Origin of the sequence: Pseudomonas sp. L-22-4S-12 (genome assembly GCF_009799935.1) — a bacterium.
In the GTDB taxonomy this organism is placed as follows: domain Bacteria; phylum Pseudomonadota; class Gammaproteobacteria; order Pseudomonadales; family Pseudomonadaceae; genus Aquipseudomonas.
In genome coordinates this window covers 1-15275 of record NZ_WELL01000015.1, presented here as the reverse complement: position 1 = coordinate 15275, position 15275 = coordinate 1, and the positions used below count along the sequence as shown (strand labels likewise).

The window sequence follows — 15275 nt, the reverse complement described above, 5'->3', positions numbered from 1 at the left end:
GCTCAGGAGTAGGCTTCCATGACCGAGAACTTCTGGAAGGACAAGTACCCAGTCGGGATCGCTGCCGAGATCGATGCCGACCAGTACCCCAATATTCAGGCGGTACTGAAACAGTCCTGCCAACGCTTTGCCGACAAGCCTGCGTTCAGCAACCTGGGCAAGACACTCACCTACGGTGAGCTGTACGAGTTGTCCGGCGCGTTCGCCGCCTATCTGCAGAACCACACCGACCTTCAGCCCGGCGACCGCATCGCCGTGCAGCTGCCCAACGTCCTGCAATACCCGGTCGTGGTGTTCGGCGCGCTGCGTGCCGGTCTGGTGGTGGTCAACACCAACCCGCTGTACACCGCGCGGGAGATGGAACACCAGTTCAACGACTCCGGCGCCAAGGCCCTGGTGTGCCTGGCCAACATGGCCCACCTGGCCGAGGAAGTGTTGCCCAAGACCGGCATCAAGCACGTGGTGGTCACCGAAGTCGCCGACCTGCTGCCGCTGCTCAAGCGCACCCTGGTCAACTTCGTGGTCAAGCACGTGAAGAAGATGGTACCGGCCTACAACCTGCCGCAGGCGGTGAAGATCAACGAGGCCCTGGCCAAGGGCCGCGGCAAGCCGGTCAAGGAAGCCAACCCGAGCAACGGCGACGTCGCCGTGCTGCAGTACACCGGTGGCACCACCGGCGTGGCCAAGGGCGCGATGCTGACCCACCGCAACCTGATCGCCAACATGCTGCAGGCCAAGGCGCTGATGGGCTCCAACCTCAACGAAGGTTGCGAGATCGTCATCTGCCCGCTGCCGCTGTACCACATCTACGCCTTCACCTTCCATTGCATGGCGATGATGCTGACCGGCAACCACAACATCCTGATCACCAACCCGCGCGACCTGCCGGGCACCGTGAAGGAACTGGGCAACTGGAAGTTCAGCGCCTTCGTCGGCCTCAACACCCTGTTCGTCGCCCTGTGCAACAGCGAAGACTTCCGCAAGCTGGACTTCTCCGGCCTGAAGCTGACCCTGTCCGGCGGCATGGCCCTGCAGCTGGCCGCGGCCGAGCGCTGGAAGGAAGTCACCGGTTGCGCCATCTGCGAAGGTTACGGCATGACCGAAACCAGCCCGGTGGTCTCGGTCAACCCGTTCCAGAACATCCAGATCGGCACCATCGGCATCCCGGTACCTTCGACCCTGTGCAAGGTCATCGACGACGCCGGCAACGACCTGCCGATGGGCGAGCGTGGCGAGCTGTGCGTCAAGGGCCCGCAGGTGATGAAGGGCTACTGGCAGCGCCAGGACGCCACCGACGAGATGCTCGACAAGGATGGCTGGCTGAAGACCGGCGATATCGCCGTGATCCAGGCCGACGGCTTCATGCGCATCGTCGACCGCAAGAAGGACATGATTCTGGTGTCCGGCTTCAACGTCTACCCGAACGAGCTGGAAGACGTGCTGGTGACCCTGCCGGGCGTGCTGCTGTGCGCCGCCATCGGCGTGCCGGACGAGAAATCCGGCGAGGCGATCAAGGTCTTCGTGGTGGTCAAGCCGGGCGAAAGCCTGACTAAGGAACAGGTGATGGAGCACATGCGTGCCAACCTCACCGGCTACAAGGTGCCGCGTTCCGTGGAGTTCCGCGACAGCCTGCCGACCACCAACGTCGGCAAGATCCTGCGTCGCGAGCTGCGTGACGAAGAGCTGAAGAAGATCGCCGCCAAGGCCTGACGCCTGCGCTGCCAAGACAAAGCCCCGCTTCGGCGGGGCTTTGTCGTTTCTACGGTGCTAGGGCGCACCGGGCATCGTGCAGGCATTTGGTGCGCATGGCGCACCCTGCGTCATGTCAGAGCTTGAGCTTGCCCACGGCCTTGCCCAGTTCCTCGGCCAGGTTGACCAGTTCGGCGCTGGTGCTGGCCGAGGCCAGGGTCTGCTGCACGGTCTGTTCGGTGACGTCGCGGATGCCGACCACCGAGCGGGTCATTTCCTCGGCGACCTGGCTCTGCTGCTCGGCGGCCACGGCGATCTGCGTGTTGCTCTGGCGCATCAGTGCCACGGCCTGGGCGATGTTGCCCAGGGCCTCGCCGGCGGCACCGGCTTCCTGCACGCAATGGTCGGCCTTCAGCGAGCTTTCGCGCATGAACTCCACGGCGTCGCGGCTGCCGGCCTGCAGGTTGCTGATCATGCGGGTGATCTCGTCGGTGGAGTCCTGCACGCGCTTGGCCAGGTTGCGTACCTCGTCGGCGACCACGGCGAAGCCGCGGCCCATCTCGCCGGCGCGGGCAGCCTCGATGGCGGCGTTGAGTGCCAGCAGGTTGGTCTGTTCGGCGATGCCGTGGATCACGTTGACCATGCCGCCGATGGTCTGGCTGTCCTCGGCCAGCTGCTGGATCATCTCGGCGGTCTGCTGCACGCCCTGGGACAGGTTGGCGATGGCGCTGCTGGCGCGCTCGACCACCTGCAGGCCGATGCCGCTGAGGCGGTCCGCCTCGGTGGACTGGTCGCGGGTGTCGGCGGCGTGCTGGGCGATATGGTGCACGGTGGCGGACATCTCGTTGATCGCCGTGGCGGCCTGGTCGGTCTCGCTCTGCTGGCCGAGCATGCCGCTGCGCACCTGGGTCATGCTGGCCTCCAAGCGCTTGGCGCCTTCGTCCAGGCTGGCCGCGGCCTGGGCCACGGTGGCGACCACGCGCTGGTAGCCGCCCTGCATGGCGTTGAAGGCACTGGCCATCTGGCCCACTTCGTCCAGGCTGTCGCTGGGCGCGCGGGCCGACAGGTCGCCGCTGCGCTCGACGTGCAGCATGGTGTCCTTGAGCGCGTGCAGGTGGCTGAGGATGAAGCGGATCAGCAGCTGCGAGGCGCCCAGCAGCAACAGCATCAGCACCGCCACCGCCAGGGCATAGGCCCCGGCCCGCTGTTGAAACACCTGCAGCAGGCTCGGTGCGCGGGCCAGCACGGCCAGGCGCTGGCCGCTCGCGGCATCCTGCACCCAGGCGCCGATCACCGGGCTGTCGCCCCACAGGCCATCGTGCTCCAGCTCGACCCAGCCGCGGCCGTTGGCCAGCGCCGCGCCATCCACCCCGGCCAGGTTCGGCCGGCTGCCGCTGGCGAAGCGCAGCGCCTGGGCATCGCCCGGCAGCTGCTGGTCCTGCGGCCAGGCGGCCAGCAGGCTGGCGCGCGCCTGGGCGGCGTCGCGGGCGGCATCGGCCAGGCCTTGCTGTTCCTGTTGCATGGCGAACAGCACCAGCAGCAGGGTGGTGACGAAGGCCACCTGATTGACCGCCCAGAACTTGTATTTCAGCGAGAGATTACGAATCCATGTGCCCATATTCGACTTCTTGTGGGTAACTGACTGGCATTTGGCCATACTCTGCCGCAGTGCGGCACGCGTGCGGTTGATGTCTGTCAAGGTTGTGGCGAGGCTGCGCTACTCACTGTAGCGGATCGAGGCCGCGGATCTTTAGCCTCGTCCAGTCGTCATTCGCTTGCCGTGGGCAACAGAACCGGGGTTTCCCGAGCAGTGGGGCAATCTGCGACAATCGCCGGCCTCTATTGCCGCTGCCGTCGCCCGCCAATCCGCGCGCTGCCGGCAGCCCTGCTGCTCTCCGACAAGTCCCCGCCATGACCGACGCAACGCCCGCTTTCAATCAACTGCTGAACAACCTCGACCAGGCCCTGCTGGCCGACCGCCATCGCCTGCGCCGCCAGTTGCACGAGCTGCAGAAGAAGCCGGACGAGGCCAAGCAGGCGCAGTGGCTGGAGCGCTTCCAGGCATCAAAGGCCAAGGTCGAGGCGCGCAAGCGCAGCGTGCCGGTCATGCGTTACGACGACAACCTGCCGATTGCCGCCAAGCGCGACGAGATCAAGAAGGCGCTGCAGGAACACCAGGTACTGGTGATCGCCGGCGAAACCGGCTCGGGCAAGACCACCCAGTTGCCGAAGATCTGCCTGGAGATCGGCCGCGGCGTGCACGGCCTGATCGGCCACACCCAGCCGCGCCGCCTGGCCGCGCGCAGCGTCGCCACCCGGGTGGCCGAGGAAATCGGCACGCCACTGGGCGAGCTGGTCGGCTACCAGGTGCGCTTCGAGGACCAGAGCAAGGACAGCAGCCTGATCAAGCTGATGACCGACGGCATCCTGCTGGCCGAGACCCAGCACGACCGCTACCTGGAAAAGTACGACACCATCATCGTCGACGAGGCCCACGAGCGTTCGCTGAACATCGACTTCCTCTTGGGTTATCTGAAAACCCTGCTGCCGCGCCGCCCCGACCTCAAGGTGATCATCACCTCGGCGACCATCGACCTGGAGCGCTTCAGCAAGCACTTCAACGACGCGCCGATCGTCGAGGTCTCCGGGCGCACCTACCCGGTGGAGACCTGGTACCGCCCGCTGGCCGCCGAAGTGGACGAGGAGGGCGAGAGCCTGCTGGATGACCTGACCGTCGATCAGGGTATCCTCGCCGCGCTGGACGAGATCGCCGCCCATGAGAGGGCCGAGGGCAAACGCCCCGGCGATGTACTGATCTTCCTGCCCGGCGAGCGCGAGATCCGCGATGCCGCCGAGGTGCTGCGCAAGGCCAACCTGCGCTTCACCGAAGTTCTGCCGCTGTACGCGCGGCTGACCCCGGCCGAGCAGCAGAAGATCTTCGCGCCCATGAGCGGACGCAAGATCGTGCTGGCCACCAACGTGGCGGAAACCTCGCTGACCGTGCCGGGCATCCGCTACGTGATCGACAGCGGCACGGCGCGGATCAGCCGCTACAGCTACCGCGCCAAGGTCCAGCGCCTGCCCATCGAGGCCATCTCCCAGGCCAGCGCCAACCAGCGCAAGGGCCGTTGCGGGCGGGTCGAGCCGGGCATCTGCGTGCGCCTGTACAGCGAGGAGGACTTCCTCGGCCGGCCGGCCTTCACCGATCCGGAAATCCTGCGCACCAACCTGGCCGCGGTGATCCTGCAGATGCTCCATCTGCGCCTGGGCACCATCGAGGCATTCCCTTTTATCGAGCCGCCGGATGGCAAGGCCATCAGCGACGGCTTCAATCTGTTGCAGGAGCTCTCGGCGGTCGATCGTGACAGCCAGCTCACGACCATCGGCCGCCAGCTGGCGCGCCTGCCCATCGACCCGCGCCTGGGGCGCATGGTGCTGGAAGCGGCCAAGCTCGGCAGCCTGGACGAGATCCTCATCGTCACCGCCGCGCTGTCGGTGCAGGACCCGCGCGAGCGGCCGATGGACCGCCAGCAGGCCGCCGACCAGGCCCATGCCCAGTGGAAGGACGTCGACTCCGACTTCGCCGCGCAGATCAACCTGTGGCGCGGCTTCGAGGAGAAGCGCCAGGAGCTGGGCGCAAGCCCGCTGCGCAACTGGTGCAAGAAGAACTTCCTCAACTACATGCGCCTGCGCGAATGGCGCGACGCCCACCGCCAGTTGGTGCTGATCGCCCGCGAGCTGCAGCTGCAAGCACCGGGTGGGAGCGGCTTTAGCCGCGATGGTGCCCCGCAAGCCGCCAGTCGCGGCCAAAGCCCCGCCCACAAGGGCGACGCCCGCCCGCAACCGACCAAGGACACCAAGGTCAACGCCATTGCCCGTGAGCAGGCCGAGGCCAGCGAAGCGGCGCAGCGCGCCAAGGGCTACGCGGCCGTGCACAAGGCGATCCTCAGCGGCCTGCTCAGCCAGATCGGCCAGAAGACCGAGGACGGCGACTACCTCGGCGCGCGCCAGCGGCGCTTCTGGATTCACCCGTCCAGCGTGATCGGCCGCAAGAAACCGACCTGGGTGATGGCCGCCGAACTGGTGGAAACCACCAAGCTGTTCGCCCGCCAGGTGGCCAAGATCGAGCCGGACTGGATCGAGCCGCTGGCCGGCCACCTGATCAAGAAGAACCACTTCGAGCCGCACTGGGAGAAGAAGCGCGGCCAGGTGGTGGCCTTCGAGCAGGTCACCCTGTATGGCCTGATCGTGGTCGGTCGCCGCCCGGTGCACTATGGCCCGGTCGACCCGCTGGCCTCGCGCGAGCTGTTCATCCGCGAAGGCCTGGTGCGTGGCGAAATCAACAGCCGTGCCAAGTGCCTTAACGCCAACCGCCTGCTGCTGGAGAAACTCGACGAGCTGGAAGCCAAGGCCCGGCGCCGCGACATCCTCGCCGACGAGGAAACCCTGTTCGCCTACTACGATGCGCGCATCCCGGCGGAGATCAACCAGGCTGACACCTTCGAGCACTGGTACAAGAGCGAGAGCGCGAAGAACCCGCAGCTGCTGATCATGCGCGAGGAGGACGTGCTGGCCCGGGATGCCAAGGAGGTCACCGCCCAGCAGTACCCGGACCTCCTGCAGATCGGCGAGCTGCAACTGCCGCTGAGCTACCACTTCGAGCCCAACCACCCGCGCGACGGCGTGACCCTGCGCGTGCCGGCGCCGCTGCTGCCGCAACTGCCGCCCGAGCGTCTGGAGTGGCTGGTGCCCGGCCTGCTGGAGGCCAAGGCCATAGCCCTGGTGCGCAACCTGCCCAAGGCGCTGCGCAAGAACTTCGTGCCGGTGCCGGACTTCGTCGGCGCGGCGCTGGGCAAGCTCACCTTCGCCCAGGGCAGCCTGGCGGAAAATCTTGGCCGCGAACTGACGCGCATGACCGGCGCGCGGGTTTCCGAGGAAGCCTGGAGCGAAGCTGCTGCGCAGGTCGACAGCCACCTGAAGATGAACCTGGAAGTGGTCGACGCCAAGGGCAAGTTCCTCGGCGAAGGCCGCGACCTGGCCGAGCTGTGCGCGCGTTTCGCCGAAGCCAGCCAGGCCGCGCTGGCCATCCCGCAGACGGACAAGGCGCAGCAACCGGTGCAAGCCAAGGCCTTCGCCGAAGTCGCCGAGAAGACCCAGCAGAAGATCGCCGGTCTCTCCATGACCGTGTTCCCGGCGCTGGTGGAAGAGGGTGGGGTGGTCAAGGAAGGTCGCTTCCCGACCCAGGCCGAAGCCGACTACCAGCACCGCCGCGCCCTGCAGCGCCTGCTGCTGCAACAATTAGCCGACCAAGGTAAATGGCTGCGTAACAAGCTGCCGGGGCTGACCGAGCTGGGCCTGCTGTATCGCGACCTGGGCCGGGTGGAGGCGCTGGTCGAGGACATCCTGCTGGCCAGCCTCGACAGCTGCATCCTCGACGGCGAAGCGACCCTGCCGCGCGATGGTGCGGCGCTGGCCGCCCTGGCCGAGAGCAAGCGCGGCGCCTGGGCCGACCACGCCGAGCGCCTGGCCAGGCTGACCCTGGACATCCTCAAGCTGTGGCACGGCCTGCAGAAGCGCTTCAAGGGCAAGATCGACCTGGCCCAGGCCATGGCCCTCAACGACATCAAGCTGCAACTGAGCAACCTGATCTATCCCGGCTTCGTCCGCGAAACCCCGGGCGAGTGGCTCAAGGAAGTGCCGCGCTACCTCAAGGCCATCGAGCAGCGCCTGGACAAGATCGCCGGCCAGGTGCAGCGCGACCGCGTCTGGGCCGGCGAGCTGGCCGGCTACTGGGAGCAGTACCAGGCGCGCCTGGGCAAGCACGGCCAGGAAGGCAAGCGCGACGCCAACCTGACGCTGTATCGCTGGATGCTGGAGGAATACCGCGTGTCGCTGTTCGCCCAGCAGCTGGGGACCAGGATGGCGGTGTCGGACAAGCGCCTGAGCAAGCAGTGGAGCAGCGTCGAGGCCTGATTGTCAGGTTTGCGGCTTCAGCCGCGCAGCCATGCGTTCCCCGTCCGTAAGCCAGGCTGCCGACCGGCTGCATCCCCGCACAGGGCGGCAATGCAGCCGGGTGGATAAGCAGGCTGGCGTCCCGTTCGCGGCTATTTCACCGATGCGCGCCAGCTGCTGGTCTTGGCGTGAATCTGCATGGCCTGTTCGATCTCGAGGATGGGCACCGTGGTGAATTCGAAGAACGGCGTCCAGGCGCTGTGCACTTCCAGCGCGGCGGCGGCCGAGTCGATCTCGACCAAAGCCAGGCCGCCATTGCCATCGGCGTTGGTGTAGTGGGCCTTGAACACGTAACCGGCAGGCGGCGCCCAGTTGGCGAACAACTTGAGCGAGCGGCCAGCGGTATCCTCGGTGAGCGTGCCCCGAGTCTTGTAACTGACGGCGAACAACATACGCACCTCCTGAAACGATAGTGGCAGGAACTCGATGTTCGGTTCGGATCGCAGGCGATCCGCCATGGGTAGAAGGCGAAACAACCCACTCAAAAACTATAAGCCAGGCCTTGGCCAGCCTCGGGCGAGGGCTAGAAACGAGTGGCGATAGGGCGCGACGCTTTGGCGATATTGCGGGTGGTTTGATCACGCCAGGCGGGCAGGCCGCGCACTGCGCATAACCGCTCTGCATCTGCGCGGACGTTACGGGTGATAATGCACGTCTGGTCATTCATTCAACCCGGAACCGCGCGCCCCCATGTTCGAGATCAAACCGCACAACCCCGAAGACTACCGCCGGCAAACCCGGCGCATCACCCTGGTGATCGCCGCCACCTTCGTGGGTTTGGCCCTGCTGCTGTCCGCCACGCTGGTGCTGCTGTTCGGCACGGCCGGGGGCGACAATTTCCGCTGGAACCTGATCGGCGTGCTGGCCGGGCTGGGGCTGACCATCGCGCTGGTACGCTTCAAGCTGTGGGCGCTGCCGTGGATGGCGCCGGCGGTGTATGGCTGGCAGCTCAAGCGCAACCTGATGCGCATCACCAATATCATGCACCACGTCGAAACCGGCGTGGCGGCCGGCGACCCGGCGGCGATGAAGCTGCTGCGCTTCTACCACCTGGGCGTGACCCAGATGCACCAGCTGGACGGCAACACCAGCGAGATCAGCCAGATGGTGCGCGAGATCGACCAGCACCGCGCGAGCATGGAGGCGCAGGGGCTGGAGCTGGAGCAGAACCGCCTCGATCCGGCCTGGCTGGTGGCGGTGAAGCAGGCGGGCGGGTAAGCCACGATCCCGTAGGGTGCGCCGCACGCACCATGGGCACCGCGTGGGTGCCTGGTGCGCACGGCGCACCCTACAGGTCGCCTAGCCTTCGCGTTGCTCAGATATGCAGGGCATGCCCCAAGGCCCTTAGCGTCGCTTCCTGCACCGCTTCGCCGAGGGTCGGGTGGGCGTGGATGGTGCCGGCGATGTCTTCCAGGCGCGCGCCCATCTCGATGGACTGGACGAAGGCCGTGGACAGCTCCGAGACCGCCTTGCCCACGGCCTGCCAGCCGAGGATCAGGTGGTTGTCGCGGCGTGCCACCACACGCACGAAGCCGTCGCTGGATTCCAGGGTCATGGCGCGGCCGTTGGCGGCGAAGGGGAAGCTCGCCACCAGGCAGTCCAGCCCGGCGGCCTTGGCCTGTTCCGGCGACTGGCCGACCACCACCACTTCCGGGTCGGTGAAGCACACCGCCGGGATGGCCGTGGGGGTGAAGGCACGGCGTTTGCCGGCAATGATTTCCGCGACCATTTCGCCCTGGGCCATGGCGCGGTGCGCCAGCATCGGTTCGCCGGCGATATCGCCGATGGCCCAGACGTTGCGCATCGAGGTGCGGCACTGCTCGTCGATGCGCAGCGCGCGGCCGTTCATGTCCAGGCCCAGGCTTTCCAGGTTCCAGCCGGCCGTGTTGGGGTGACGGCCGACGGCGACCAGTACCTGGTCGGCCTCGATCACCCGCTGCGCGCCCTGCTCGTCGCGCACGCGCAGGCCGTGGCCGCCGGGTTCCAGGCCCAGCACGCTGTGGCCGAGGTACAGCTCCACGCCCAGCTTGCGCAGTGCGGCCGCGACGGGCTTGGTCAGCTCCTCGTCGTAGCTCGGCAGGATGCGCGGCTGCGCTTCCACCACCGTCACCTCGACGCCCAGTTTGCGGTAGGCGGTGCCCAGCTCCAGGCCGATATAGCCGCCGCCGACCACCACCAGGCGCTGGGGCAGCGTCTCCGGCGCCAGGGCCTCGGTGGAGGAGATGACGTTGCCGCCCAGCGGCAGGAACGGCAGTTCCACCGACTTCGAGCCGGCGGCCAGCAGCAGGTGCTGGCAATGGATCTGCTGGCTGTGGCCGCCGGGGAGATCGACGGCCACCGTCTTGCCGTCGACGATCCGCGCCCAGCCCTGCACGACGGTGACGCCGTGCTTGTTCAGCAGCGCGGCGACGCCGCTGGTGAGGCGGTCGACGATGCCGTCCTTCCACGCCACGGTGCGGGCGATGTCGATGCGCGGCGCCTGCACCTGGATGCCCAGGGGCGAGTGTGCCGCGTACTCGCGCGCCTTGAGAAACTCCTCGGCGGCATGGATCAGCGCCTTGGACGGGATGCAGCCGATGTTCAGGCAGGTGCCGCCGAGGGCGGCGCCTTCCACCAGCACGGTGCGGATGCCCAGCTGGCCGGCGCGGATGGCGGCGACGTAGCCGCCGGGGCCGCCGCCGATGATCAGCAGGGTGGTTTCGAGGGTCTGGTTGTGCTTCACAGGCTCACTCCAGGAACAGGCTGGCAGGGTGTTCGAGCAGGCCGCGCACCGACTGGATAAAGGCGGCCGCGTCCATGCCGTCGACCACCCGGTGATCGAAGGAGGAGGACAGGTTCATCATCTTGCGCACCACGATCTGCCCGTTGAGCACCACCGGCCGTTCGACCATGCGGTTGACCCCGACTATGGCGACTTCCGGCGCGTTGATAACCGGCGTGCTGACGATGCCGCCCAGGGCGCCGAGGCTGCTCAGGGTGATGGTCGAGCCGGACAGCTCGTCGCGCTGGGCCTTGCCGCTGCGCGCGGCCTCGGCCAGGCGGGTGATTTCCGCCGCATTGCCCCACAGGTCGCGGGATTCGGCGTGGCGCAGCACCGGCACCATCAGGCCGTTGTCGCTCTGGGTGGCGATGCCCACATGCACCGCGCCGTAGCGGGTGACCACTTCGGCCTCGTCGTCATAGCGGGCGTTGAGCTGCGGATGTTCGCGCAGCGCCACCACCAGGGCGCGGATCAGCAACGGCAGCAGGGTCAGCTTGCCGCGCTGCTGAGCATGTTTGCCATTCAGGTGCACGCGCAGGGCTTCCAGGTCGGTCACGTCGATTTCCTCGACGTAGCTGAAGTGCGGGATGCGTCGCTTGGCCTCGGCCATCTTCTGCGCGATCTTGCGCCGCAGGCCGATCACCGGGATGGCCTGCTCGTCGTGGCGCGCGGCATAGCCGCTGGCGCGCGGCATACCGGTCTGGCCGCGGGTCAGGTAGGCGTCGAGGTCTTCATGGCGGATCTGCCCGATCGGCCCGCTGCCGCTGACAAACTGCAATTCGATGCCCAGCTCGCGGGCGCGCTGGCGCACGGCCGGTGAGGCCAGCGGTTTCTCGCCCGGTTGGCGGCGCACGCTCGGAACGGGCGCCGGACTGGCGGTGGCGCGCGCCGGTGCAGCGGAGGCGGGCGGCGCAGCCACGGTCGCTACCGGCTCGGCGGCTACCGGCTGCTCGGCACGCGCCTCAATGGCCGGTGCGGGCTCGCCGGCCTTGGCATTGCCGGCGCCGGCCACCTCCAGGCGGATCAGCTCGCTGCCGACGGCCATCACCTGGCCCGGCGTGCCGCCCAGGGCCAGCACCGTGCCGGCCACCGGCGAGGGGATTTCCACCATGGCCTTGTCGGTCATCACGTCGGCCAGGGTCTGGTCCTCGGCGACGGTCTCGCCGACTTGCACATACCACTTCACCAGCTCGACTTCGGCGATGCCTTCGCCGATGTCCGGCATCTTGATCACATGCGTACCCATTCAGACCTCCATTGCGCGCTTGAATGCCGCGCCGACCCGCGCCGGCCCCGGGAAGTAGTCCCACTCCTGGGCGTGCGGGTAGGGCGTGTCCCAGCCGGTGACCCGCTCGATGGGCGCTTCCAGGTGGTGGAAGCAGTGTTCCTGCACCAGGGACATCAGCTCGGCGCCGAAGCCGCAGGTGCGGGTGGCCTCGTGGGCGATCACGCAGCGCCCGGTCTTTTTCACCGAAGTGACAATGGTCTCCAGGTCCAGCGGCCAGAGGCTGCGCAGGTCGATGATCTCGGCGTCCACGCCGGTCTCTTCGGCGGCGGCCTGGGCCACGTAGACCATGGTGCCGTAGGTCAGTACGGTCAGCGCGTTGCCGGGGCGGGCGATGGCGGCCTTGTCCAGCGGCACCTTGTAGTAACCCTCCGGCACCTGGCTGGCCGCATGCTTGGACCAGGGCGTCACCGGGCGGTCGTGGTGGCCGTCGAACGGGCCGTTATACAGGCGCTTGGGTTCGAGGAAGATCACCGGGTCGTCGTTCTCGATGCAGGCGATCAGCAGGCCCTTGGCGTCGTAGGGGTTGGACGGCATCACCGTGCGCAGGCCGCAGACCTGGGTGAACATCGCCTCCGGGCTCTGGCTGTGCGTCTGTCCGCCGTAGATACCGCCGCCGCAGGGCATGCGCACGGTCATCGGCACGGTGAAATCGCCGACTGAGCGGTAGCGGATGCGCGCTGCCTCGGAAATCAGCTGGTCGGACGCCGGGTAGACGTAGTCGGCGAACTGGATTTCCACCACCGGACGCAGGCCGTAGGCGCACATGCCCACGGCAGCGCCGATGATGCCGCTCTCGGAAATCGGCGCGTCGAACACCCGCGAGGTGCCGTACTTGCTCTGCAGGCCTTCGGTGCAGCGGAACACGCCGCCGAAGTAGCCGACGTCCTGGCCGAACACCACCACGTTGTCGTCGCGTTCCAGCATCACGTCCATCGCCGAGCGCAGCGCCTGGATCATGGTCATGCTGGTGACGGCCTGGGCGTTCTCGTGCTGCGTAGTCATGGCGGTCATACCCCGAGCTCCTGGCGCTGCCGGCGCAGGTGCTCCGGCAGCTCCTTGTAGACATCCTCGAACATGCTGGCGGCGCTGAAGACGTGGCCGTCCACCAGCGAGCCGTGGCTTTCCGCTTCCTTCTGCGCGGCCAGCACTTCGCCTTCCAGCTCCTTGTGCAGCGCTTCGTGCTGTGCTTCGGACCAGATGCCCAGAGCGAGCATGTGCTGCTTCAGGCGAGCGATCGGGTCGCCCAGGGGGAAGTGGCTGTAGTCGTCGGCCGGGCGGTATTTCGACGGGTCGTCCGAGGTCGAGTGCGGGCCGGCGCGGTAGGTCACCCACTCGATCAGGCTCGGCCCGAGGTTGCGCCGGGCGCGCTCGGCGGCCCACTGCGAGGCGGCGTAGACGGCGAGGAAGTCGTTGCCGTCGACCCGCAGCGAGGCGATGCCGCAGCCGACGCCGCGGTTGGCGAAGGTGGTGCCTTCACCGCCGGCGATGGCCTGGAAGGTGGAGATCGCCCACTGGTTGTTGACCACGTTGAGGATCACCGGCGCGCGGTAGACGTGGGCGAAGGTGAGGGCGGTGTGGAAGTCCGATTCGGCAGTGGCGCCGTCGCCGATCCAGGCCGAGGCGATCTTGGTATCGCCCTTGATCGCCGAGGCCATGGCCCAGCCCACCGCCTGGATGAACTGGGTGGCCAGGTTGCCGGAGATGGAGAAGAAGCCGTATGCGCGGCTGGAATACATGATCGGCAGCTGGCGGCCCTTGAGCGGGTCTTCCTCGTTGGACAGCAGCTGGCAGATCATCTCCTTCAGCGGGTAGTCGCGGGCGATCAGGATGCCCTGCTGGCGATAGGTCGGGAAACACATGTCGCCGTCCTGCAGGGCCAGGGTGTGCGCGGTGGCGATGGCTTCCTCGCCCAGGCACTGCATATAGAAGGACATCTTCTTCTGCCGCTGCGCGGTGGTCATGCGTGCGTCGAAGATGCGGGTCTTGAGCATCGCGCGCAGGCCGCGCAGCAACTGTTCGCTGCTCAGCTGCGGGTCCCACGGGCCGACGGCGTTGCCCTGCTCGTCGAGCACGCGCACCAGGCTGTAGGCCAGGTCGCTGGTCGCGGCGGGTTCCACCTCGATGGCCGGCTTGCGCACGGTGCCGGCGGCGGACAGGTGCAGGTAGGAAAAGTCGGTCTTGCAGCCCGGTCGCCCGGTGGGCTCCGGCACGTGCAGATGCAAGGGCGCGTAGTCAGTCATGTTGCCTCCAGCCAAAAAACTCGGATCGGAAAGGGATCAGGGGCGAACGAGCGTGGCGGGCGGCGGACTGGGCGGATGCAGCCGGGCAGGCTGGACGGAAGCGCAAAGGGCATGCGCGCGGCGGGTGCGGCAGGGGAGGCGGGTGTGCGTGACATCACTCATGGTGAGGCCCTCGTCGTTGTTCTTGTGATTTCAGTATATGCTTCGACTGCTAGTTTTTTGCTCCAAAGTGACTAGGTTTGCCTGGCGCTATTAGTATGTTTTAACTAATAAAACCAATAATCGTAGAAGCCTGCCGCCATGTCCGAACTTGACCGCATCGACCTGAAAATCCTCCGCGCGCTGGCCGAAGACGGCCGCATGAGCTGGCGCGACCTGGCCCTGAAAGTCGGCCTGTCGATGACCCCGACCCTGCGCCGGGTGCGGCGCCTGGAAGACGAGCAGTACATCCAGGGCTATTTTGCGCGCCTCGACGAGGAGCGCCTGTCCGGAGCGATGAGCGTGTTCGTCTCGGTCTCCTTAGAAAAGCAGACCGGCGACTACCTCGCCCGTTTCGAGGAGCGCATCGTCGAGGCGCCGCAGGTGATGAGCTGCTTCCAGATGACCGGCGACGCCGACTACATGCTGCGCGTGGTGGTCAAGGACCTGGCCGCCTACCAGGCTTTCCTCACCCACACCCTGACCTGCATCCCCGGCGTCGCCGGGATCAAGTCTGCGTTTGCCCTGAAGTCAGTGATGCTGCGCTCGGCGCCGCCGATCTGAGGGGCGCTGGGTTCCCGTTGGCACTTCTGTGGGAGCGGCTTCAGCCGCGAAGCTTTTACCAGTGCTGCGGTGTTGAAGGAGGTGCACATGGTGCGCCGATGCCAGAGCTGGGAAGAGGGTATATGCCACCTGGCGCTGGCTGTCGAAAAGGCTGGTGGACAATTAAGCGTTGTCCACCGTTTCGATACCCAGGCTACTTGCTGAAGTTTGGTGGTGTGCACGGCTCACCGGAGCTGGGTAGTTAGATTTAGGCCCACCCAGAGTACATTTCAGGAGTTGCGATACTTCTTGTCATTCACCCAGCTGTAGCGGGCCGGATCAGTTGCCAACAAGGACGCCCTCATATTTTCGCGGCTGACCTTGTCTGCTCGAAGGAAGATACCCTTTAGTTCGGTATCGATGCTCTGTTGACTGGCGCCGCGCTCTTCAGCCATGGTGTACCAGTCATGCGCTTCCCCAAAGCTGCCTTGAATCGCCCCGGGTTTCGTGGAGGCCTCAACTCTTGAGAAGATGAGGCCATGAG

At 66.7% G+C, this 15275-nt stretch carries 11 protein-coding genes and 1 pseudogene; 4 read left to right on the top strand and 8 right to left on the bottom strand.

Features of this window, described 5'->3' with window-relative positions:
• Positions 1-18 precede the first annotated feature (18 nt).
• The gene (gene fadD1 / locus F3I16_RS20815; RefSeq protein WP_160495436.1) at positions 19-1710 is read left to right on the top strand and encodes a long-chain-fatty-acid--CoA ligase FadD1; all 1692 of its coding nucleotides are present in this window, start codon (positions 19-21) and stop codon (positions 1708-1710) included.
• A 115-nt stretch (positions 1711-1825) separates the two neighbouring features.
• On the opposite strand, the gene F3I16_RS21480 is transcribed toward fadD1, so the two are convergent.
• A complete protein-coding gene (locus tag F3I16_RS21480; protein ID WP_372238589.1) occupies positions 1826-2581 on the bottom strand; it encodes a methyl-accepting chemotaxis protein in 756 nt (251 codons plus the stop codon).
• 114 nt (positions 2582-2695) lie between these two features.
• A pseudogene (locus tag F3I16_RS21475) lies at positions 2696-2857 on the bottom strand (HAMP domain-containing protein); the annotation flags it as partial.
• Between the two features lie 743 nt (positions 2858-3600).
• On the opposite strand from F3I16_RS21475, the gene hrpA reads away from it, so the two are divergent.
• Positions 3601-7662, top strand: coding sequence for an ATP-dependent RNA helicase HrpA (gene hrpA / locus F3I16_RS20805; protein WP_160495434.1), 4062 nt, complete (start codon positions 3601-3603; stop codon positions 7660-7662).
• Between the two features lie 131 nt (positions 7663-7793).
• On the opposite strand, the gene F3I16_RS20800 is transcribed toward hrpA, so the two are convergent.
• A complete protein-coding gene (locus F3I16_RS20800; RefSeq protein WP_160080874.1) occupies positions 7794-8093 on the bottom strand; it encodes a DUF3303 domain-containing protein in 300 nt (99 codons plus the stop codon).
• A 298-nt stretch (positions 8094-8391) separates the two neighbouring features.
• Between F3I16_RS20800 and F3I16_RS20795 the strand changes: the two genes are divergently transcribed.
• A complete protein-coding gene (locus F3I16_RS20795; protein WP_160495433.1) occupies positions 8392-8919 on the top strand; it encodes a DUF3087 domain-containing protein in 528 nt (175 codons plus the stop codon).
• A gap of 97 nt (positions 8920-9016) precedes the next feature.
• On the opposite strand, the gene lpdA is transcribed toward F3I16_RS20795, so the two are convergent.
• Genes lpdA through F3I16_RS20775 form a run of 4 tightly spaced genes read right to left on the bottom strand, consistent with a single transcriptional unit; the run spans position 9017 to position 13990 of the window.
• Positions 9017-10423, bottom strand: coding sequence for a dihydrolipoyl dehydrogenase (gene lpdA, locus F3I16_RS20790; protein WP_160495432.1), 1407 nt, complete (start codon positions 10421-10423; stop codon positions 9017-9019).
• Positions 10424-10427: 4 nt separating this feature from the next.
• A complete protein-coding gene (locus F3I16_RS20785) occupies positions 10428-11708 on the bottom strand; it encodes a dihydrolipoamide acetyltransferase family protein (protein ID WP_160495431.1) in 1281 nt (426 codons plus the stop codon).
• The gene (locus F3I16_RS20780) at positions 11709-12761 is read right to left on the bottom strand and encodes an alpha-ketoacid dehydrogenase subunit beta (RefSeq protein ID WP_160495430.1); all 1053 of its coding nucleotides are present in this window, start codon (positions 12759-12761) and stop codon (positions 11709-11711) included. It lies immediately after the preceding gene.
• Complete coding sequence (locus F3I16_RS20775) at positions 12758-13990, bottom strand: 3-methyl-2-oxobutanoate dehydrogenase (2-methylpropanoyl-transferring) subunit alpha (RefSeq protein ID WP_160495429.1); 1233 nt, start codon at positions 13988-13990, stop codon at positions 12758-12760. Before F3I16_RS20775 ends, F3I16_RS20780 begins: the two co-directional genes overlap by 4 nt.
• 300 nt (positions 13991-14290) lie before the next feature.
• Here F3I16_RS20775 and F3I16_RS20770 point away from each other — a divergent pair, with 300 nt between their 5' ends.
• Complete coding sequence (locus F3I16_RS20770) at positions 14291-14752, top strand: Lrp/AsnC family transcriptional regulator (RefSeq protein WP_160495428.1); 462 nt, start codon at positions 14291-14293, stop codon at positions 14750-14752.
• Positions 14753-15021: 269 nt separating this feature from the next.
• On the opposite strand, the gene F3I16_RS20765 is transcribed toward F3I16_RS20770, so the two are convergent.
• On the bottom strand, positions 15022-15275 hold a 254-nt coding region (locus F3I16_RS20765), incomplete at its 5' end, for a hypothetical protein (protein ID WP_256670262.1).

Coding starts and splice junctions, on each gene's coding strand:
- fadD1 (WP_160495436.1), top strand. CDS start 19: ATGACCGAGAACTTCTGGAAGGACAAGTACCCAGTCGGGATCGCTGCC.
- F3I16_RS21480 (WP_372238589.1), bottom strand. CDS start 2,581: ATGCTCGGCCAGCAGAGCGAGACCGACCAGGCCGCCACGGCGATCAAC.
- hrpA (WP_160495434.1), top strand. CDS start 3,601: ATGACCGACGCAACGCCCGCTTTCAATCAACTGCTGAACAACCTCGAC.
- F3I16_RS20800 (WP_160080874.1), bottom strand. CDS start 8,093: ATGTTGTTCGCCGTCAGTTACAAGACTCGGGGCACGCTCACCGAGGAT.
- F3I16_RS20795 (WP_160495433.1), top strand. CDS start 8,392: ATGTTCGAGATCAAACCGCACAACCCCGAAGACTACCGCCGGCAAACC.
- F3I16_RS20785 (WP_160495431.1), bottom strand. CDS start 11,708: ATGGGTACGCATGTGATCAAGATGCCGGACATCGGCGAAGGCATCGCC.
- F3I16_RS20780 (WP_160495430.1), bottom strand. CDS start 12,761: ATGACCGCCATGACTACGCAGCACGAGAACGCCCAGGCCGTCACCAGC.
- F3I16_RS20775 (WP_160495429.1), bottom strand. CDS start 13,990: ATGACTGACTACGCGCCCTTGCATCTGCACGTGCCGGAGCCCACCGGG.
- F3I16_RS20770 (WP_160495428.1), top strand. CDS start 14,291: ATGTCCGAACTTGACCGCATCGACCTGAAAATCCTCCGCGCGCTGGCC.